General features: G+C 72.8%; 21 protein-coding genes. 9 read left to right on the forward strand and 12 right to left on the reverse strand.

The features are described from left to right. Positions 1-70: 70 nt before the first annotated feature. Genes A5481_RS16795 through A5481_RS16820 form a run of 6 tightly spaced genes read right to left on the reverse strand, consistent with a single transcriptional unit; the run spans position 71 to position 4,356 of the window. Positions 71-385 (reverse strand): SH3 domain-containing protein, encoded by a 315-nt coding sequence (locus A5481_RS16795; RefSeq protein ID WP_048432515.1) that lies wholly within the window; start codon positions 383-385, stop codon positions 71-73. Positions 386-396: 11 nt separating this feature from the next. Beyond that, positions 397-1,164, reverse strand: coding sequence for an SDR family oxidoreductase (locus A5481_RS16800; RefSeq protein ID WP_048432514.1), 768 nt, complete (start codon positions 1,162-1,164; stop codon positions 397-399). Further along, positions 1,161-2,432, reverse strand: coding sequence for a beta-ketoacyl-ACP synthase (locus A5481_RS16805; protein WP_048432513.1), 1,272 nt, complete (start codon positions 2,430-2,432; stop codon positions 1,161-1,163). The genes A5481_RS16800 and A5481_RS16805 overlap by 4 nt, the downstream gene beginning before the upstream one ends. Next, on the reverse strand, positions 2,429-3,583 hold the full coding sequence (locus A5481_RS16810; RefSeq protein WP_048432512.1) for a beta-ketoacyl-ACP synthase: 1,155 nt from the start codon (positions 3,581-3,583) through the stop codon (positions 2,429-2,431). The genes A5481_RS16805 and A5481_RS16810 overlap by 4 nt, the downstream gene beginning before the upstream one ends. After that, positions 3,580-4,044 carry a 3-hydroxyacyl-ACP dehydratase FabZ family protein gene (locus A5481_RS16815; protein ID WP_048432511.1) on the reverse strand — a complete coding sequence of 155 codons (465 nt, stop codon included), beginning with the start codon at positions 4,042-4,044 and terminating at the stop codon, positions 3,580-3,582. Before A5481_RS16815 ends, A5481_RS16810 begins: the two co-directional genes overlap by 4 nt. Before the next feature lie 24 nt (positions 4,045-4,068). Then, the gene (locus tag A5481_RS16820) at positions 4,069-4,356 is read right to left on the reverse strand and encodes an acyl carrier protein (RefSeq protein WP_048432510.1); all 288 of its coding nucleotides are present in this window, start codon (positions 4,354-4,356) and stop codon (positions 4,069-4,071) included. Positions 4,357-4,607: 251 nt separating this feature from the next. Between A5481_RS16820 and A5481_RS16825 the strand changes: the two genes are divergently transcribed. The 3 genes from A5481_RS16825 to A5481_RS16835 all read left to right on the forward strand — a co-directional run bounded on the left by A5481_RS16825 (position 4,608) and on the right by A5481_RS16835 (position 6,824). Then, entirely contained in the window at positions 4,608-5,750 is a 1,143-nt protein-coding gene (locus A5481_RS16825) for an AI-2E family transporter (protein WP_048432549.1), read from the forward strand. 96 nt (positions 5,751-5,846) lie between these two features. Continuing rightward, a complete protein-coding gene (locus tag A5481_RS16830; RefSeq protein WP_048432509.1) occupies positions 5,847-6,323 on the forward strand; it encodes a hypothetical protein in 477 nt (158 codons plus the stop codon). Positions 6,324-6,347: 24 nt separating this feature from the next. Continuing rightward, positions 6,348-6,824 (forward strand): RidA family protein, encoded by a 477-nt coding sequence (locus tag A5481_RS16835; RefSeq protein ID WP_048432508.1) that lies wholly within the window; start codon positions 6,348-6,350, stop codon positions 6,822-6,824. Positions 6,825-7,387: 563 nt separating this feature from the next. Here the strand turns inward: A5481_RS16835 and A5481_RS16840 are convergent. The 3 genes from A5481_RS16840 to A5481_RS16850 form a co-directional block, all read right to left on the reverse strand. Then, entirely contained in the window at positions 7,388-7,798 is a 411-nt protein-coding gene (locus A5481_RS16840) for a response regulator (protein WP_048432507.1), read from the reverse strand. Between the two features lie 125 nt (positions 7,799-7,923). Then, positions 7,924-8,823 carry a dienelactone hydrolase family protein gene (locus tag A5481_RS16845; RefSeq protein ID WP_048432506.1) on the reverse strand — a complete coding sequence of 300 codons (900 nt, stop codon included), beginning with the start codon at positions 8,821-8,823 and terminating at the stop codon, positions 7,924-7,926. A 208-nt stretch (positions 8,824-9,031) separates the two neighbouring features. Next, positions 9,032-9,796 (reverse strand): hypothetical protein, encoded by a 765-nt coding sequence (locus tag A5481_RS16850; RefSeq protein WP_048432505.1) that lies wholly within the window; start codon positions 9,794-9,796, stop codon positions 9,032-9,034. 336 nt (positions 9,797-10,132) lie between these two features. Between A5481_RS16850 and A5481_RS16855 the strand changes: the two genes are divergently transcribed. Next, a complete protein-coding gene (locus tag A5481_RS16855; protein WP_048432504.1) occupies positions 10,133-10,810 on the forward strand; it encodes a hypothetical protein in 678 nt (225 codons plus the stop codon). Positions 10,811-10,862: 52 nt separating this feature from the next. On the opposite strand, the gene A5481_RS16860 is transcribed toward A5481_RS16855, so the two are convergent. Genes A5481_RS16860 through A5481_RS16870 form a run of 3 tightly spaced genes read right to left on the reverse strand, consistent with a single transcriptional unit; the run spans position 10,863 to position 14,150 of the window. Beyond that, positions 10,863-11,864: a hypothetical protein gene (locus A5481_RS16860; protein ID WP_048432503.1), complete on the reverse strand. Its 1,002-nt coding sequence runs from the start codon at positions 11,862-11,864 to the stop codon at positions 10,863-10,865. After that, complete coding sequence (locus A5481_RS16865; protein WP_048432548.1) at positions 11,861-13,804, reverse strand: AAA family ATPase; 1,944 nt, start codon at positions 13,802-13,804, stop codon at positions 11,861-11,863. The genes A5481_RS16860 and A5481_RS16865 overlap by 4 nt, the downstream gene beginning before the upstream one ends. A gap of 7 nt (positions 13,805-13,811) precedes the next feature. Further along, complete coding sequence (locus A5481_RS16870) at positions 13,812-14,150, reverse strand: hypothetical protein (protein WP_048432502.1); 339 nt, start codon at positions 14,148-14,150, stop codon at positions 13,812-13,814. Positions 14,151-14,355: 205 nt separating this feature from the next. Here A5481_RS16870 and A5481_RS16875 point away from each other — a divergent pair, with 205 nt between their 5' ends. The 5 genes from A5481_RS16875 (at position 14,356) to A5481_RS16895 (ending at position 16,974) form a co-directional block, all read left to right on the forward strand. After that, positions 14,356-14,763 (forward strand): hypothetical protein, encoded by a 408-nt coding sequence (locus tag A5481_RS16875; RefSeq protein ID WP_048432501.1) that lies wholly within the window; start codon positions 14,356-14,358, stop codon positions 14,761-14,763. A gap of 85 nt (positions 14,764-14,848) precedes the next feature. Further along, positions 14,849-15,139: an acylphosphatase gene (locus A5481_RS16880; RefSeq protein WP_048432500.1), complete on the forward strand. Its 291-nt coding sequence runs from the start codon at positions 14,849-14,851 to the stop codon at positions 15,137-15,139. Positions 15,140-15,150: 11 nt separating this feature from the next. Then, positions 15,151-15,858 carry a DUF599 domain-containing protein gene (locus A5481_RS16885; protein WP_048432499.1) on the forward strand — a complete coding sequence of 236 codons (708 nt, stop codon included), beginning with the start codon at positions 15,151-15,153 and terminating at the stop codon, positions 15,856-15,858. Beyond that, positions 15,848-16,111, forward strand: a complete 264-nt coding sequence (locus tag A5481_RS16890) for a DUF3253 domain-containing protein (protein WP_048432498.1) — start codon at positions 15,848-15,850, stop codon at positions 16,109-16,111. The genes A5481_RS16885 and A5481_RS16890 overlap by 11 nt, the downstream gene beginning before the upstream one ends. 245 nt (positions 16,112-16,356) lie before the next feature. Next, positions 16,357-16,974, forward strand: a complete 618-nt coding sequence (locus A5481_RS16895) for an HAD family hydrolase (protein WP_048432497.1) — start codon at positions 16,357-16,359, stop codon at positions 16,972-16,974. Positions 16,975-17,124: the final 150 nt, after the last annotated feature.

The raw sequence follows: 17,124 nt of genomic DNA on the forward strand, positions 1-17,124 counted from the left end.
GGAGAGGGGATCCCGCGCTCCGATCTCGAACGGGACTTAAACGGAAGGGTGCCACTTCGGCAACGCACCCTCACTCCGGCGTCAGGTACCGCCGCCTGGCCCAGCCGACGATCGGCCCGAGCTTCACCCGGCACCAGGTCAGGCCGCTCGGGGTGTCGTTGGTGCAGCCGAAGCCGCGCAGGCGGCCGCGGGACGGGGCCTGGCCGATGGCCGGGGAGTCGGCGTCCGGCGCCTCGCGGATGCTGAGCGTGTCGCCCGGGGGCAGCCCCTCGACCCGGAAGATCTCGAGCCGGCCGAAATCCTGCGCCTCGGCGTATGCCGGAACGAGGAGGAGGGTCGCCGCCGCGGCGGCGCGCAAGAGGGCCCGCGAGAGGGGGTGCCGCATGGTCCGTTTCGTCAGGTGCGATGGATGCCCATCATGGCGGTGAGGCCGCCATCCACCGGCAGCACCGCGCCGGTGATGTAGCCCGCCGCCGGGCCCACGAGGAATGCGACCAGATCGGCCACCTCCGCCGGCGCGGCGAAGCGACCGGTCGGGATCTGCTTCTCCATCCCGGCGCGGTAGGCGGCGTAGGGCGCCATCATCTCGGTGTCGATGAAGCCGGGGGCGACGACGTTGACGGTGACGCCGCGCCGCGCCGATTCGATCGCGAGCGTCCGGCAATAGGCGATCAGCGCGCCCTTGCTCGCCGCATAGGCCGCGTTGCCCGGATTGGCCTGGAGCGCCGCCACCGAGCCGATCGCGACGATGCGCCCGGCCTTGGCCCGGGTCATCGGCCGCACCAGCGCCTTGGCGAGGCGGGTCAGCGACCAGAAATTGACCTGCATGGCGGCTTCCGCCCGGTCCTGGTCGAGCACCGCCGCGAGGCTGTCGCAGGGCTGGCCGGCATTGTGCACGAGGCCGAAGATCGCCTCGCCCTCCATCACGGCGCAGAAATCGTCGAGCGCCGCCTTGTCGGACAGGTCGAGCGGGTGGGGCCGCAGCCGTTGCCCGGGATGGAGCGCGGCGAGTTCGAGGGCGAGCGCCTCGGCGGCGTCGCGCGAGCCCCGGTAGGTGAAGTCGACGTCGTGGCCGCTGGCCGCCAGCGACCGCACGATCGCGGCGCCCAGGCCCCGCCCGCCCCCGGTGACGAGGACGCGCCGGTTGTGCACGGGAGCGCTCATCGCGGCTCCGCCCCGAACACCAGGCAGGTGTTCTGGCCGCCGAAGCCGAACGAGTTCGACAGCACGGTCCCGACCGGCACGTCGCGGGCACTCGTGACCACGTCGAGGGGAATGCCCGGATCGGGCACGGCGTAGTTGAGGGTCGGCGGCACCCGGCCGTGGGCGATGGTGAGGAGCGAGAACGCCGCCTCGACCGCGCCGGCGGCGGTGAGCGTGTGGCCGATCATCGACTTGTTGGACGAGATCGGCACCGAGCGCATCCGCTCGCCGAGCACCGCGAGGCAGCCCATCGCCTCCATCTTGTCGTTCTCCGGCGTGCCGGTGCCGTGGGCGTTCACGGTGTCGATCTGGTCGGGATGCAGCCCGGCATCGTCGATCGCCGCGCGGATCGCCGCGATGATCGGCGCACCGTCGGGGCTCGAGCGGGTGCGGTGGAAGCCGTCGCCCTTCTCGCCGCAGCCGAGCACGTAGCCGAGGATGCGGGCGCCGCGGGCCCGGGCGCGCGCGGCATCCTCCAGCACCAGGGCGGCGGCGCCCTCGCCCATCACGAACCCGTCGCGGTTCTTGGCGAAGGGCTTGGAGGCGGCCTCGGGCGGGTCGTTCTGGGTCGAGAGGGCGGAGAGCAGCGAGAACCGGATCAGCGATTCCGGGTTCACCGAGCCATCGGTGCCGATGCAGAGCGCCGCCTCGACCTCGCCGCGCCGGATCGCCTCGACGCCGAGCTGGATCGCGGTCGCGCCCGACGAGCAGGCGGTCGAGAGCGAGATCGGCGAGCCCCGGGTGCCGAAGCGGTCGGCGATGCGGTCGGCGACGGTGCCGAAGATGAACAGGTCGTGCCAGTCGTCGAAGCGCCGGCTCGCGGCGGCCCGCAACAGGTCGGCGTAGGTGACGTCGCCGTTCGCGGCCGCCGCCTCGGCGAGCGCCTGACGCTGCGGCCACTCGATCTCGACCGGCGGCACCGCCATGAACAGCGCGCCCGGAAAATCGCCCGAGAGCCCGGCCTGCCCGATCGCCTCCTCGGCGGCGGCCTCGGCGAAGCGCTCGGAGAGCTTCGGCGCCACCATCGGATCGGCGGCGATGAAGTCGACCGTGCCGGCGATGCGGGTGCGCAGGCCCTCGGTCGGGAAACGGGTGATGGCGTGGATGCCCGAACGGCCGGCGGTGAGCGCGGCCCAGTTGTCGGACACGCCCCGGCCGAGCGAGGTCACCACGCCGAGGCCGGTGACCGCCACCAGCGGGCGGCCCATCGCGTCGCGGTCGCGGCTCATGCGGTCTCCCCTGCGGTCGTGAGGCGCAGCACGCCCTCGCCCCGGCGATGGCCGACCGCCGTGACGGCGACCTCGCGCGCCTCGCCCGCCGCGACGAGGGCGGCCGCCAGCGCCGCGCCGAACGGGGCGGCGGCCTCAAGCGTGTGACCGGTGAGGTCGCCGAGCGCCCGGACCGGCGCCTGCGGCGCCAGGGTCGCCAGCGCGTCGCGCTCCTCCCCGGTGATGCCGGCGCAGCCGGTGGCGGCCGAGATCACGGCGTCGGGCTCGGCCAGGCCGGTCCTGGCCCACAGGCCGGCCAGGCTCGCCCCAACGCTGCCGTCCCGCCGCTTCGTGCGGTCGCTCGCCACCGCGTCGAGGCGGGCGAGCGCCCGGGCGCCGCGCGCCCTGGCGTGGCCCTCGGCCTCGAGCACCAGGAAGGCGGCACCGGAGCCGAGGATGAAGCCGGGCGCGTCGCCGCGCTCGAAGACCGGCCGGTATTCGGGCTTGCTCAGGTAGCCGCCCATCTCGTGGATCAGCAGCACGTCGGCCCGCTCGGCGTTGTACGAGCCGCCGACGAGGACGATGTCGAGCTGGCCCGCCGCGATCCGCGCCTGCGCGATCCGCAGGGCGTCGACGCCGCTCGATTCCTCGCCCATGAAGGTGCGCGAGGCGCCCGTCACCCCGTGCACGATGGCGATGTTGCCGGCGAGCAGGTTCGAGAGCTGGGCGAGGAACAGCGTCGGCCGCAGGTCGTTCAGCAGCCGCTCGTTGAGGTAGGCGCCGGGATCGGCCGCGTTGCGCAGCCCGGTCAGGATCTGGCCGTCGACCGCGTAGTCACGCTCGCCGCCGCCCGCCGCCACGACGAGGTGCATGGCCGCCTTGAGCGCCGCATCCGCCTTGGCGCCGGCCGCCTCGAGGGCGAGGCCGGCGGCGTAGACGCCGAGCCGCTGCCACGGCTCCATCTGCCGCTGGTCGGACTTCTTCGGGATCTGCCCGTCGAGGGTCAGGGGCGCCACCGGGTGGACGGGATAGGGCGCGAAGGTCGCCGCATCGGTGCGCGGGCCGTCGCCCGAGCGATAGGCCGCGAGATGCGCCGCGACGCCCTCGCCGGCGCAGGAGACGAGCCCGAGGCCCGTGACCACGACGTTTCGCGCTTGGGCCGGCCCTGTCACGATTCCGCTCCGTCGGGGAGGCCGATGCGGGCGGTGCGCTCGCGCATCAGCGCGCCGAGCCCGTCCGGGAACGGCATGGTCCTGAACCGCAATTCGGCGTTGCAGATCGGCTTGCCCTCGGACCGGATCGCCGCCTTGGTCACGGCATAGCCCGAGCCGTCATGCTCCAGGCTCGCCTCGACCTGCAATTCGGCCCCGGGGCCGACGAAGGTGCGGAAGCGCGCCTTGTCGACGCCCATCAGGAACGGCATGTGGCTGAACGACGCACGGGCGAGCAGCAGGTAGCCGGAGGCCTGCGCCATCGTCTCGGTCAGGAGCACGCCCGGCACCAGGGGGTGCCCGGGAAAATGCCCCTCGAAGACCGGGCTCTCCTGCGGCACCGTCGCGACCGCCTCGATGCGCCCGCTGGCGCGGTCGAGGCTGACGACCCGGTCGATCATGTCGAAGTATTCGAGGCGCATCCCCGCGACAGCCTTACCGCCCGATCAGACCTTGGCGGCCTTCTCGGCCACCAGGCCGTCGATGCGCTCGCAGAGGTTCTTCAGCACGAAGTACTGCTCGGCCGGCACCTTGCCCTCGTTGACCTCCTGGGTCCATTGCTCGAGCGGCAGCTTGATCCCGAAGGTCTTGTCGATCTCGAAGGCGATGTCGAGGAAGGCCAGGCTGTCGATGCCCAGATCGTCGATGGCGTGGCTCTCCGGCGTGATCTTGTCGCGCGGGATGTCGGCGACGTCGGCGATGATGGTGGCGACGCGGTCGAAGGTGTCGGACATGGACGTGCAGCCGTCTTCCTGCTGAGGTCTGGCTCGAACGGCGCGACCTCCGGGCACCGCCCGCGCCCCGGCCACGAAACCGCCTACCCGAAACGGGTCCGCCGGGCCTTGGCCCGGTCGAGGGGCCCGCATACACGAGGGGGGGCGGGCCGGCAACCGCGCGACGCTTCCCCGGGATGCCCCCTGCCCTAGGTCAGGTCGGATGCGAGGACCCGCGACGCCGCGGGGAGGATGACGCCGGCATGGAACACGTGAAGCCCCCGACCGGTCCAGGATCCGGTCCAGGATCGGGTCATGGCCCCGGTCTCGCCCCGGCGGCTCCGCCGCCCGCGAGCGGCACCTCCGCCTTCGCCCGCGCGGCGCTCGTCGTGGCGCTCGGCGCCCTCGGGCTCTGGGTGCTGCATCCGTTCCTGCCGGCGCTCGCCTGGGCGGTGATCCTGGCGATCGCCCTGTGGCCGCTGCGCGAGCGGCTGGTGCGGCTCAAGCCGCCGGGCAAGCACAACATCCTGTGGCCGATCGCCCTCACCCTCGCGGTCGCCCTGGTGATCCTGGTGCCGCTGGTCGTCGTCGCCATCCAGGCGGCGCGGGAGGCCCACGACGCGGTGGCGTTCTGGCGCCAGATCGAGGAGCAGGGCTGGCCGGTGCCGGACTTCGTCTCCCACCTGCCGTTCGGGGCGGCCCAGGTCTCGGCCTGGTGGCAGGAGAACCTGAGCCACCCGCAGGGCTCGTCCGAGGTCCTCAAGCGCGTCGACCAGTCGATCAACCACTCGTCGCTCGTCGGGTTCGGGCGCACCTTCGGCAGCCAGATCGTCCACCGGGCGGTGCTGTTCAGCTTCACGCTCCTGACCCTGTTCTTCCTGTTCCGCGACGGTCCGTCGGTGGCGGCGCAGGGGCTGTCGGCGGCCCGCCGCCTGTTCGGCCCGCGCGGCGAGCGGGTGGCGCGCCAGATGGCGGCGTCGGTGCACGGCACCGTCGACGGCCTGGTGCTGGTCGGGCTCGGCGAGGGCTTCCTGCTCGGCGTGGTCTATTTCTTCGCCGGCGTGCCGCATCCGGTGCTGCTCGGCGCCTTCACGGCGCTCGCCGCCATGATCCCGTTCGGGGCCCCCGTCGCCTTCGGCCTCGCGGCCCTGCTCGCTGCGGCGCAAGGCGGCGTCACCGCGGCGATCGTCGTGGCGGCGGCCGGCCTCGTCGTGACCTTCGTGGCCGACCATTTCGTCCGCCCGGCGCTGATCGGCGGCGCGACCCGCCTGCCCTTCCTGTGGGTGCTGCTCGGCATCCTCGGCGGCGTCGAGAGCTTCGGGCTGCTCGGCCTGTTCCTCGGCCCGGCGGTGATGGCGGCCCTGGTGCTGCTGTGGCGGGAATACACCACCGGGGACGAACGCCCGGTGTCCTGACCGGATCGCGCCCGATCGCCGGCCCGGCCATCGACGGGTCCTCCGCCGCGAGGATCCCGCTGCCGACACAGTCCTGCCCGAGAAAGTCCCGTCCGCATGAAAGTCCTGCTGGCCGCGGCCCTGCTCGCCGGCCTCTCCGCCAGCCCCGTCGCGGCGCAAGCCGACGACGACGATCGCCCGCCGGTCCGTCGCGACCACGAGGAACCGTTCGGCCGGCGCGGCGATGCCGGCCCGCTTTTCGGCGACGACCGCGACGACGGCTCCCCGGATTCCGGCCGGCGCGGCCGCGATCGCCCGGATCTCGACGGGCGGGATCTCGACCGCCGAAGCGCCGGTCGCGACGATCCGGACGAGATCATGCCGCGCCGGCGCGACCGCGACCGACGCGACGGCTGGCGGGACGACCGGTCCCGGGCCGGTCGCGACGTCCCCCGTTACGACCGCGACGGCCCGGGATCCTACGGGTTCGGCCCCTACGGCTCGGGTCCCTACGGGCCTCCCGTCGCGCCCCCGTCCGCGCCCGGCGGGGTCTTCGTCGTGCCGCCGCCGATCCCCGGCGCCCGCTCCTACTGATCCGCCGCTCTCCGGGACGCCTCGATGACCCAAGTCCCTCCCCTGCGCGGCGAGCCCGCCCGCCGCCTGTCCGCCCTCGGCCTCACGCTGCCGCGCGTGCCGGAGCCCCGCGGCGCCTTCCTGCCGTTCTCGCGCATCGGCCCGACCCTGTGGCTCGCCGGGCAGATCTGCGAGTGGGAAGGCGAGGTCCGCTTCACCGGGCCGGTGACCGACATCGCCACCGGCCGCGAGGCGGCGCGGATCTCCGCGCTGAACCTGCTGGCCTCGCTGAGCCTCGCCCTCGACGGCGACCTCGACCGGGTGGTGCGGTGCCACCGCCTCGGCGGCTTCGTGCAGGTGAACCAGGGCTGGCCCGACGTGCCGAAGGCGGTGAACGGCGCCTCCGACCTGATGGCCGAATTGTTCGGCGAGGCCGGGCGCCACGCCCGCACGGCGATCGGCGTCGCGAGCCTGCCGGCGAATGCGAGCGTCGAGGTGGACGGGATCTTCGAGGTGCGTTGACGGGACGGCGCACGCAGGTCGTCTCGCGGGCGCGATCGTGCGCGAGCCTGTTCGATCGTAGAATTCGGTCGATTTGGCGCACGTGCCGACACCACTCCGTGTCGTCCTGGGGCTCGCCGAAGGCGAGAACCCAGGATCCATCGCCGCTGGCGTTTGAGAATCAGGCGGCCATCGCTTCGAATCATCCTGGAAGATCGGCGGTCCCGGATCCCGGGTTTTCAATTGCGCGGCTTCAGGATGACGAGGGAGGCTTCTGATCCTGTCGATTCAACCAAACGGGTTCTGAAACCGTTCGTCTGCCATAAAACCAAAGCGGCATGACATACCCTGCCTTCAACCTCGCCTCAGGTGCAGGGGTGGACTGTCTCACATGAATTTTCGGAACTCTGAATTGCGTCCTGCCCTAGCAGGTTCTGATCGGCAGCGACGGCGCCGATATCCTTCGCGCCATCCCGCGATGCGCAGCGGAACCCTGTAACAACGAGCAGCGTGTCAATCCTGGCGTGGACGTCGAGAATACCTCGACGCCGCGGCCTCACAGGATGCCGCGAGCCATCAGACCGCTAATGCGCATCCCCAGCCGCCCGGTACCCCGCCGCCTGCTCGACCAGCGTCAGGATATCGAGGGCGCGCCAGGGCTTGGGGATGAAGGTGGCCGACATGCGCAGGTCGCTCGGCTGGTCGCCGGCATCGCCGGAGGTGAGCAGGACGTGGACCCGCGGCCAGGTGACGCCGATGATCCGCGCCAGCTCGAAGCCGCCGATCTGGCCCGGGGTCCGCACGTCCGAGAAAACGACGTTCACCTCCTCGCCGCGCTCGCGCAGGATGGCCAGGGCCTTCTCGGCGGTCTCGGCCTCGATGACGCGGAAGCCGGTCTCCTCCAGCAGCGTGGCCGCGAGGAAGCGCTCCTCCGGTTCGTCCTCGACGACCAGGATCACGGGCTGGGTCTTCGCGGCGGCGCTGGACTCGGTCATGTGCAGGGAACGAGCTTGCGGCCCACTGGTTGCATAGCTCCCGGGACCCTGTGTTCATCCTTCCCGAGGTGTTGCGGCAATGCAAGGGTTGCCGCATCACCCGGGCCGAATCAGGCCCGATCGGGTCAGGCGACGCCGTGCTGGCGGAACCACGCCAGCATCCGGGTCCAGCCCTCCTCCGCCGGGCCCTTGCGGTAGCTCGGCCGGTAATCGGCGTGGAAGCCGTGCGGCGCGTCGGGGAAGATCACGATCTCGACGTCCTTGCCCGCCGCCTTCGCGGCCTCGCGCGCCTTCTCGACGTCGGCGACCGGGATGCCGGTGTCGGCGGCGCCGTAGAGGCCGAGGATCGGGGCGCGGATGTTCGGGATCACGTCGGCGGCGGTCTTGGGCTGGATGGCGGTGCGGTTGCCGCCGAAATTGCCGTACCAGGCGACGCCGGCCTTCAGGCTGGCGCTGTGGGCGGCATAGAGCCACACGGTGCGCCCGCCGCGGCACCAGCCGGTGATGCCGAGCTTGCCGGGATCGCCCTTGGCCTCGGCGGCGGCCCAGGCGGCGGTGGCGTCGAGGTCGCCCATCACCTGCGCGTCGGGGGTCTTCGAGACCACTTCCCGGACGATCTCCTGCACGTCGGTCATCGTCGAGACGTCGCCCTGGCGGGCGAACAGCTCCGGCGCCACCGCGGTGTAGCCGGCCTTGGCGAGACGGCGGCAGATGTCCTTGATATAGTCGTGGACGCCGAAGATCTCCTCCACGACCAGCACGATCGGGAACGGCCCGGGCCCTTGCGGCATCGCCCGATAGGCCGGCATCGGCCCGTCGCCGACCGGGATGCGCACCTCGCCGGCGACGATGCCGGCCTCGTCGGTGCGGATCGCCTGCGCCTCGACCCGGGTGGTGGCGAGCGTCAGGCCGGTCATCAGGCTCGTCATGACGAAGCCGCGCCGCGAGAAGGGCGGGATCACCAGGCCGTCGAGCTGTTCGAGGTCGTTCGCCCCGTTGCCCCGCGCGTCGTCGCTCGTCGCCATGCCGGCCCTCCCCTGCTTCTGCGGCGCTCCCGCGCGCCGGGCCGGGATCATGCGTGCCGCAGGCGGTGGGGCAAGCGCGAACATGTCCCGTCCACGGTCACGATCCGGTCAGGTCCGCGCCATGACGAGCGAACGACGCGCGGGGCGCGCACGACAAAGGCCGTCCGCGAGCGGACGGCCTGCCTCGTCGAGGCGGGGGCGCGGAGGATCAGGCCACCGCGGCCTTGCGGCCCTTGGCCGGGTTGCGGGCGGGCCAGCCGAGCGCCACCAGCCGGGCCTTGGCGTGCTCGCGCACCTCGTCGCGCAGGCCCGGCGGCATCGCGGCGAGGGCGGCTTGCGTCTCCGGGGCGAGCATCAGGTCGGTGACGGCGTTGATCGATTGCGCCTGGTCGATGCGCGCGGTCAGCTCGGTCTCGGACGCAAACCCGGCCTCGGCCCGCGGGGTGTCGGCATCGTTCGCCGCCTCGGCCTCCCGCTCCACCTTGCCGGAATCCGGCTCGTCGGCCTCGGGCTCGCGCACCGGCTCGGGCCGGCGCGACTGGTTCGCCGCCACGAGGTCGGGCCGGCTCGCCTTGAACTCGTCGGCCTCGTCCTCGGAGTAGAGCAGGCCGTGCAGGCCGGCGAGCTTGAGGATCACCCGGTCCTTCGCCCGCTTCTCCGCCATCGCGAAGACGTAGGCCGCCTGCCGGCCCGACACGCGGTAGTTCACGCCGATCAGCGCCTCGCCGATCGACCACTCGGTGCGGTCGCCGTTCGGGCCCGGCATGTGGCCGGTCACCAGGATCACCGCCTCGTCCCGCTCCGCCCGCACGATCACCGGCGCGTCGAAGCGGATGCGGGCCTGCACGGCGATCCGCTCCAGGGCCTTGTGGTAGATGACGGCGGTGCCCTGCACGCGCCAGACGTTGCCGGCCAGCGGCTCGCCGTAGGTGGCGAGGATGTCCGCGATCTGCTTGTCCGTGGTTGCGCTCATGTCGATCGATCTCACCTGCTGACAGCGGGCTCCGGGCGGGGCGAGACGACCGGTTCCACGTTTGTTCCGTCTATCATGCCATATGGGGATGCGCGAGGGTTTTCGCGATATCCAGGCCAGACAAATCGTTCCAGCGCGATGATGTTTTGTCGCGGCATCGGCCTCGTGCGACGACCTGGGAAGACGGCGGACTACCTGGAACGGCCGTGCTTTCGGAACGAGAATTTCGTATCCGTTGCCACCGGCAGGCATGTTCGCTAAATGTTCCTAAAGAGCCTTCGATGCAAGACTGTGGCTCGTCGGTCGAACCCGCGCCACGCGCCACACGGAGCCCGCATGAGCACCCCTGCCCTCCTCGATCCGGCGACCCTGCTCGAGCGCCCGGGTCAGCGCCGCGGCGCCGTGCGCGGCATGCCTCGCCGCGGCCCGGCGCTGGTGGCGGCCGTTCCGCGCCCGGCCCTGGTGGCGGATCTCCTCGCCGTCGCGGCCCTCGACCCGGCGGTGGAACGCCTGCGCGCGGCGCCCGCTCCGGTCCGCCTGACGCTCGGCGACGCGACGGTCGTGCACGCCGCCGATTTCGAGCTGTGGCGCACCGACGAGCCGGGCCTCCTGGTCGACGTGGTGGCCGAGGCCGATCTCGGCCGCCACCCGTTCCGCACCGCCTACGTGGCGGGCGAGCCAGTGCTGGCCGAGGACGGCCGCCGCTTCGTCATCGAGAGCGCCGCGACCCTGCGGGCCGAGCCGCGGATCTCGACCGTGCGCCTGATCATGGCCTGCCGTCGCACCCACGTCTCGGCCGGCGACCGGGTGCGGATCCTGCACCACCTCGACGAGTGCGGCACCGGTCGCCTCGTCGAGTGCGCCGCCATGGCGATCAACGCCCAGGACGGCGTGGCGGCGGTGCTGGCGCTGGCGGTCGAGGGGCTGGTGGCGGTGGATATCAGCCGGCCGATCCTGCCGGAGACGCCGGTGCGGCGGCGGGCGCTGCCGTATCCGGACCCATTCGGGTTCTGACGGGCGACGCGGCCGGGCTCCGACCGTTCCGGTCGGAACGACCCGCGTCGTCCTACCCGCCCCGCTTCGCCACCGCCGCCTCGACCAGCGAGCGGATCGCCGCCCGCACCGGCTCCGGGGTCTCATCGCGAAAAAACTTGGCCTCGATCTCCTCGCGCAGCAGGGCGCCGTCGTCGCTGCGGGCGAGGTCGGTGGTGGTCTCGGCCTGGAGCAGCGACACGAAGGCGCTCTCGACCCGGCCGACCGCCTCGGGCGAGGGATCGGCGGCGACCTGGCGGCCGGTGAGGTCGAACACGTCGGCGGCGAAGGGAAGGCGCTCCTCGGTGAGCGAGAGGTCGCCCGCGAGCACGAAGACCGCCGGCACGTGGGCGATGAGGTCGACCGAGCCGCGGGTGATGTTGCCCGGGTTGACCCACAGCGTGTCGCCGACCCGCAACGGCGCGTGGCGCTTGTGGACGTGGCCGTTGATGGCGAGCGCGCAGCCGGCAATCGCCTCCGGCGGCACCGCGCCCGGATATCCGGCCCCGAAGGCGAGGTCGTGATGGGTGAGCCAGACCGTGTGATCGGCGTCCGGGAAGAGCCCGCGCGCATCGGCCGGGATCGCCTGGCCGAACGGCGTCGCGCCAAGGCCGAGGCGGCGGCTCGCCACGCGGTACTGCGCCGCCGGGCCGGATTCCGGCACGACGTCGAGGACGTCGCTCACCGCCAGCATCGCCAGGCTGTCGCCGTCGGACAGGCGGGTGTGGCGGATGTCGTGGTTGCCGACATTGGCGAGCGGCCGGTGGCGGAACCCCTTGAGGATCCGGATCAGGCGCGACTTCAGGCTCTCGTCCGGCTCGACCGGCCGCTCGAACAGGTCGCCGAGGAGCACGGGCGCGAGGTCGCGGGCATTGGCCAGCGCGACGCAGTGCTCGAGTTTGGCCAGCACCGGCGCCGGCCAGTCGGGGTCCTTGCGCCGGCCGGGACGGAGCGACGAGACGTGCGGATCGCCGATGACGAGGAGGCCGGCGCAGGCGACCGGCGCGGCGTCGAGCCGCTCGCGGCCGAGGATCATGCCGCGGCCTCCGGCCGGGCATGGCGGTGGCCGGCGAGCAGGGAGGCCGGGGCGACGGGCGTGCCGCAGGCCGGGCAGAGCCCGCCGGTCCGGGCCAGCACCTGCGCCATCTCGGCCTCCGCCGCCGCCAGCCCGTCGCGGGAGGCGGTCTCCCGGGCCCGCGCCGCGGCGAGCCCGCGCCCGATCTCGGCGAGGCGCCGGGCGGTTGCCGCCGCGCCCGGCCGGAGCACCGGCCGGGGCGGCGCCTCCGGCAGGTCGCGCAACGCCGCGGCCCGGCCCTGCGCGTCGGCGAGGTCCCGGGCGAGGCGCCGCAACCGTGCGGCGTGGGACGTCGCCTGCGCGGTGTCCCGCGGGGCCGGCGCCTCCGGCGGCAGGCCGGCGAGGGCGGCGGCCCGCCCGGCCGCGCCGGCGAGGTCGGCGGCCGTCGTGAGAACGCGCCGCCCCACAATCTGGCGGTGGCGCGCCTCGGCGAGGCGGCGCCCAAGCTCCGCGCCGGCCTCCGGCCCCGGCAGGTCGGCCAGCGCCCGGGCCCGGGCGGCGGCGCCGGTCGCGAGGCGCCCGGCCCGGGCGAGGCGGTCGGCCAGGGCCTCGCGCTCGCGCAGGCGCGAAGCCTCCCCCGCGAGGGCGAGGGCGCGGGCCTGCAGGTCGTGGAGCGCCGCCGCCAGGGCGTCGAGCCCGTCGAGGCCGGCGAGGGCCTCGCGCAGGCGGGCGATCTCGCGCTCGCCCTCGCGGGTCGTGCGCTGGTCCTCGGTGACGCGCTCGCGCTGGAGCGCCTGCATGTCGCGGATCAGCCCGGCCTCGCGGCCGATCGACAGCACCGCCGAGCGCCGCGCCGGCTTCTCGCCGAGGAGGAAGACCGGGAATTTCTGGTGCGCGACGTGGACGTCGAGCTCCTCGACCCGGGTGATGCCGAACAGCCGCTCGACCCAGGCCGGCACGTCGCGGCCGCCGGTCTCGAAGGTCGTGCCGTCCTCCTGGACCAGCGCCCCGTCGGCCTCGTGCAGCGACCACAGGTTGACCGGGGTGCGCTTCGGCTGGCGGACGTAACGGAGCACCCGGCCCCCGGCGACGCCGATCTCGACCCGGGCGGCGCTCGCGCCGGCCCGCACCAGGCTGTCGCGCACCTCGCCGTAGAACACCGCCCGGAGCGCCCGGATCACCGTCGACTTGCCGTGGTTGTTCGGGCCGACGAGGGCGTTGACGCCGGGCGAGAGCGGCAGGGTCGCGTCGGCGAAGCCCTGCACGTCGACGAGGCGCACGAAGCGGAAGCCCGGCATCCCGGGCCGCCACGCGGCGGCGCAGGCCGCGGCCGGCCCGTCGATGACGACGCCGGTCTCGGGCCGCCCGGCGATCCGGCTCACCGTCAGCCCGGCCTCGAAGCCGGCGACGTCGTGGTGGGAGATCGCCAGGCACTGCACGCCGAGCCGCGCGGCGCCGTCGTCGAGCACCCGGTAGAAGGCCGGCACCCGCTCGGGCGCGATCCAGCAATCGGCCTCGTCGAGGGCGAGGAAGCGGCCGAGGCCGGACTTGACCACGGCGATCAGGCGCAGCGCCATCCCGACCACGTTGGTCATGGCGCCGCCATTGTCCTCCAGCACGTCCTCGCGGCCGCCGTCCGGGCGCTCGACCCCGATATCGAGGGCCGGAAGCCCGCGCTCGGTGGTGAGGTCGAGCCGCACCGGCTTTTCGCCGGGCAGCACCTCCTGGACGAGGGCGGTGAGCAGGGTCTCGAAGGTCGCGACGCTGCGCCGGTTGGCGTCCTGCTGCAGGTCGCGCAGGTAGGTGTCGATCGCGTCGCGCTGGGCGAGCCGCCCCTTGGCGGCGGCCACCGCCTTCGTCCGCGCCGCCAGCGCGTCGCGGTCGCGGTCGCGCGTCGCCTCGAGCCGCGCGAGCAGGCGGCCGGCGCGGGCGAGCGCGTCCTGGATGTCGAGCGGGGTCACGGGCGTCTCAGCGCCCCGCATCGAGGGCGGCCAGCCGGTCCTGGACCGCCCGCAGGGCCTGGGCGAAATCCTCGACCCGGCGGGCATTCTCGGCCCGGGCCTCCTCGATCATCCGGTGGATCTCGGCCTCGTCGTCGGTGCCCAGCTCCTCGCGGGCCTGGGCCCGGGCGGCGGCGAGTTCCGCGGTCAGGCGCTCGACGTCGCTCTCGGCCCGGATGCGGTCGGCGCGCAGGCGCTCGAAGGCCGGCTGCAACGCCTCGAGCCGCTTCAGCGCCTCGACGTCGGAGCCGGTCTCGCGCGAACCGGTATCCCGCCCCGTCTCCTGACCCTTGCGGCTGCGCTCCATATCGCTCCTCGTGCTCGTCCCGCCTCAGGTGGCACCGCGCCGCCGCTTTGGCAACGCCGCCCGCCGCGGGGCGGGGGTCTTCGGAAGAGATCTTCGAAACCTGTTGACGACCTGTGCAAATCAGACCAGTGTTCCGGAAATGTTCCACACGATGGGCCGGTCCGGGAGGCGGCGCGGCGTCGCGGCGGAACCCTGGGAGACCCGCATGGAGACCACCCGCCTGGACGACGTCGCGGCCGAGGCTGCCCCGCTGTTCGAGAACCGGGACTGGCGCCTCCTCGCGGACGGTCTCGAGCACCGGGACACCGGCTACTTCATCGATCGCGACGCCCTGAACGCGCGGCGGCCGGACGGCCACTGGGAATGGCCGCTCCACCTCTCGGAGAAGAGCTGGTGCGGGGTGCGCAGCTTCCGCGAGGCGTTCTCGGCGGCGCTCGAAGCCTTCGGCATCGCGCCGGACCGCAAGCTCACCCTCTCTTTCGCCCTCGGCTTCGGCACGCGGGTCGGCGGCGCCGCGCCGGACGCCTTCGTGCCGCTCGCCGACCTGGTGCGCCCCCGCGCCCCGGCGCCCCGCCCGGCCGCGATCCGCCCGCTCGTGGCGGCGAGCGCCTGACGCCTCACGCGCCCGACGCCCTCCCCTCGCGCGGCGAAATGCTCTAGAGCCGCCCCAGCGGAACTCATTCTGGGAGCGGGCGGTCGTGAGCGGGCACCGCAGCGTGGCAATCATCGTCCGGGGCCGGGTCCAGGGCGTCGGCTACCGGGCCTGGACGAAGGGCGTCGCCGAGGCGCGCGGCCTGTCCGGCACCGTGCGCAACCGCCGAGACGGCAGCGTCGAGGCCCGTCTCGCCGGGTCGGCCGAGGCCGTCGCGGCGATGATCGAGGCCTGCCGGCAGGGGCCGCCCGGGGCCCGGGTCGAGGATCTGACGGTCGACGACGCCGTGCCGGCGCCCGCCGGCGCGCGCGGCGTGCAGATCCTGCCGACGGCCTGACGGGGGCCGGCATGCACCCGGATCTGGGCCTCAGCAGCTTCTCGTTCCTCGACCTCGCCGCCCTGCTCTGCTTCCTCTCGGCGTGGTGGGGCTATTCCTACGCGGTCGAGCACCTGTCGGGCGGCAAGCGCAGCCTCAACGGCATGATGAACCGCTACCGCCACGCCTGGGCCGACCAGCAGATCGTGCGCGAGAACCGGGTCGTCGACACCACCATCAACGCCTCGCTGCAGAACGGCACCGCCTTCTTCGCCTCGACGGCGCTGATCGCCCTCGGCAGCGCGCTCACCCTGTCGCGCTCCACCGACGACGCGCTCACGCTGTTCTCCACCCTGCCGTTCGGCGCGCCGATGACCCGGGCGGTGTGGGAGATCAAGGTCGCGGGCCTCGCGCTGATCTTCGTCTACGCCTTCTTCAAGTTCGCCTGGGCCTACCGGCTGTTCAATTACGGCGCGATCCTGATCGGCGCGGTGCCGCCGCGGGACGGCGATCCGGTGGCGATCGAGCGGGCGGCACGGCGGGCCGCCGCGATGAACGTGGTGGCGGGCGGCCACTTCAACCGCGGGCAGCGTGCGTTCTTCTTCGCCCTGGCGTATCTCGGATGGTTCGTCAGCGCCGCCGTGCTGTTCGCCACCACCGCGATGGTGCTGACCGTGATGTGGCAGCGCCAGTTCGCCTCCGACGCCCGCCGGGCCCTGCAGGACCACGATGATCCCTGACGATTTCGAGCTCGAGCTCACCCTGATGCGCCTCGTCACCGAGCGCGGCGCCGACAAGACCGTCTGCCCGTCCGAGGTCGCCCGGGCGCTCGGCGGGCCCCATCCGGACGGCTGGGGCCCGCTGATGCAGCCGGTCCGCCGCCAAGCGGTACGGCTGATGAAGGAGGGCCGCATCGCCATCCTGCGCAAGGGTAAGGTGGTGGACGATCCGGACGATTTCCGCGGGATCTACCGGCTGTCGCTGCCGCGGTAGAGCTTTGTCCGATGGCACCGTAACCGGGCCATGCTCCGAGGCTAACCCCGATCGGTCTGGCCGTGCGAGGCGCGGCTCGCAACCGGCGCCGTGGCCGTGCCACCGCAGCCGATTTCGGTTTTGTCGCGAGGACGGGTCCCGGATCAGCGAGCTTGACTGAGCGTCCGGAGCCGTTTCCGATGTCATCGGCGGGCAGTTCAGGGCTTCCGCAATTCTCGGGTGCCTCAGCGCAGAGGTGATGAGTTATGGTCGACGACATCGAACTCATCCTGTTCGACCTCGACAACGTTCTCTACCACTATGACCGCCGTCGGCGCGTCGATCGCCTGTCGGAGATCACCGGGCTGCCAGCCGACGACATCTACGCCGCGATCTGGGACAGTGGTCTGGAACATCTGGGGGATAGCGGGGCTCTCGGGCCGCAGGCCTATCTTCAGGCCTTCGGCGACCGCATCGGTTATCCGGTCAGCCTGGAGGAGTGGCTGGAGGCGCGTCGCGCTGCGGTCGCGCCCGATGATCAGGTCCTCGCGCTGGTAGAACGGCTGCGGACCTTGAAGGCTGTCGCGATCCTGACAAACAACTCGGAATTGCTGACCGAGAACATCAACGTCATCTGCCCGGAACTCCGGCCCCTGTTCGGGGACAGGATCTACGCAGCGGCCTCGTTTCGCGCGGCGAAGCCCAACATCGTCTGCTATCGCCGCTGCCTCGCAGCCCTCGCTGTGAAGCCCTCGGCTGTACTGTTCGTCGACGATCTGTCTGAGAACGTCGCAGGAGCGCGGGCGGCGGGGCTCCAGGCCCATCATTTTATGTCGGCCGACGGGCTCCGCCGGGAACTTGCGGCGCGGGGGCTGGACGTCTAGGGCGATGGACCGGATCCCGAGTCGTTGTTTACGGCGGAGAGGTTTCCGCTTCGTCGTTGCAAACGCGGACGAGCTTGCGAGTGGAAGGGGCCGGCAACGCGGCCGGATCAGGCGTGCCGCGGACCCTGTCGCAGCGCGATCGGGCGATGC

Origin of the sequence: Methylobacterium platani (assembly GCF_001653715.1) — a bacterium.
In the GTDB taxonomy this organism is placed as follows: Bacteria; Pseudomonadota; Alphaproteobacteria; order Rhizobiales; family Beijerinckiaceae; genus Methylobacterium; species Methylobacterium platani.

What these genes read in the sequence shown, in the direction of transcription:
- A5481_RS16795 (WP_048432515.1), bottom strand. Translation starts at nt 385, where the DNA reads ATGCGGCACCCCCTCTCGCGGGCCCTCTTGCGCGCCGCCGCGGCGGCG.
- A5481_RS16800 (WP_048432514.1), bottom strand. Translation starts at nt 1,164, where the DNA reads ATGAGCGCTCCCGTGCACAACCGGCGCGTCCTCGTCACCGGGGGCGGG.
- A5481_RS16805 (WP_048432513.1), bottom strand. Translation starts at nt 2,432, where the DNA reads ATGAGCCGCGACCGCGACGCGATGGGCCGCCCGCTGGTGGCGGTCACC.
- A5481_RS16815 (WP_048432511.1), bottom strand. Translation starts at nt 4,044, where the DNA reads ATGCGCCTCGAATACTTCGACATGATCGACCGGGTCGTCAGCCTCGAC.
- A5481_RS16820 (WP_048432510.1), bottom strand. Translation starts at nt 4,356, where the DNA reads ATGTCCGACACCTTCGACCGCGTCGCCACCATCATCGCCGACGTCGCC.
- A5481_RS16830 (WP_048432509.1), top strand. Translation starts at nt 5,847, where the DNA reads ATGAAAGTCCTGCTGGCCGCGGCCCTGCTCGCCGGCCTCTCCGCCAGC.
- A5481_RS16835 (WP_048432508.1), top strand. Translation starts at nt 6,348, where the DNA reads ATGACCCAAGTCCCTCCCCTGCGCGGCGAGCCCGCCCGCCGCCTGTCC.
- A5481_RS16840 (WP_048432507.1), bottom strand. Translation starts at nt 7,798, where the DNA reads ATGACCGAGTCCAGCGCCGCCGCGAAGACCCAGCCCGTGATCCTGGTC.
- A5481_RS16845 (WP_048432506.1), bottom strand. Translation starts at nt 8,823, where the DNA reads ATGGCGACGAGCGACGACGCGCGGGGCAACGGGGCGAACGACCTCGAA.
- A5481_RS16850 (WP_048432505.1), bottom strand. Translation starts at nt 9,796, where the DNA reads ATGAGCGCAACCACGGACAAGCAGATCGCGGACATCCTCGCCACCTAC.
- A5481_RS16855 (WP_048432504.1), top strand. Translation starts at nt 10,133, where the DNA reads ATGAGCACCCCTGCCCTCCTCGATCCGGCGACCCTGCTCGAGCGCCCG.
- A5481_RS16860 (WP_048432503.1), bottom strand. Translation starts at nt 11,864, where the DNA reads ATGATCCTCGGCCGCGAGCGGCTCGACGCCGCGCCGGTCGCCTGCGCC.
- A5481_RS16870 (WP_048432502.1), bottom strand. Translation starts at nt 14,150, where the DNA reads ATGGAGCGCAGCCGCAAGGGTCAGGAGACGGGGCGGGATACCGGTTCG.
- A5481_RS16875 (WP_048432501.1), top strand. Translation starts at nt 14,356, where the DNA reads ATGGAGACCACCCGCCTGGACGACGTCGCGGCCGAGGCTGCCCCGCTG.
- A5481_RS16885 (WP_048432499.1), top strand. Translation starts at nt 15,151, where the DNA reads ATGCACCCGGATCTGGGCCTCAGCAGCTTCTCGTTCCTCGACCTCGCC.
- A5481_RS16890 (WP_048432498.1), top strand. Translation starts at nt 15,848, where the DNA reads ATGATCCCTGACGATTTCGAGCTCGAGCTCACCCTGATGCGCCTCGTC.
- A5481_RS16895 (WP_048432497.1), top strand. Translation starts at nt 16,357, where the DNA reads ATGGTCGACGACATCGAACTCATCCTGTTCGACCTCGACAACGTTCTC.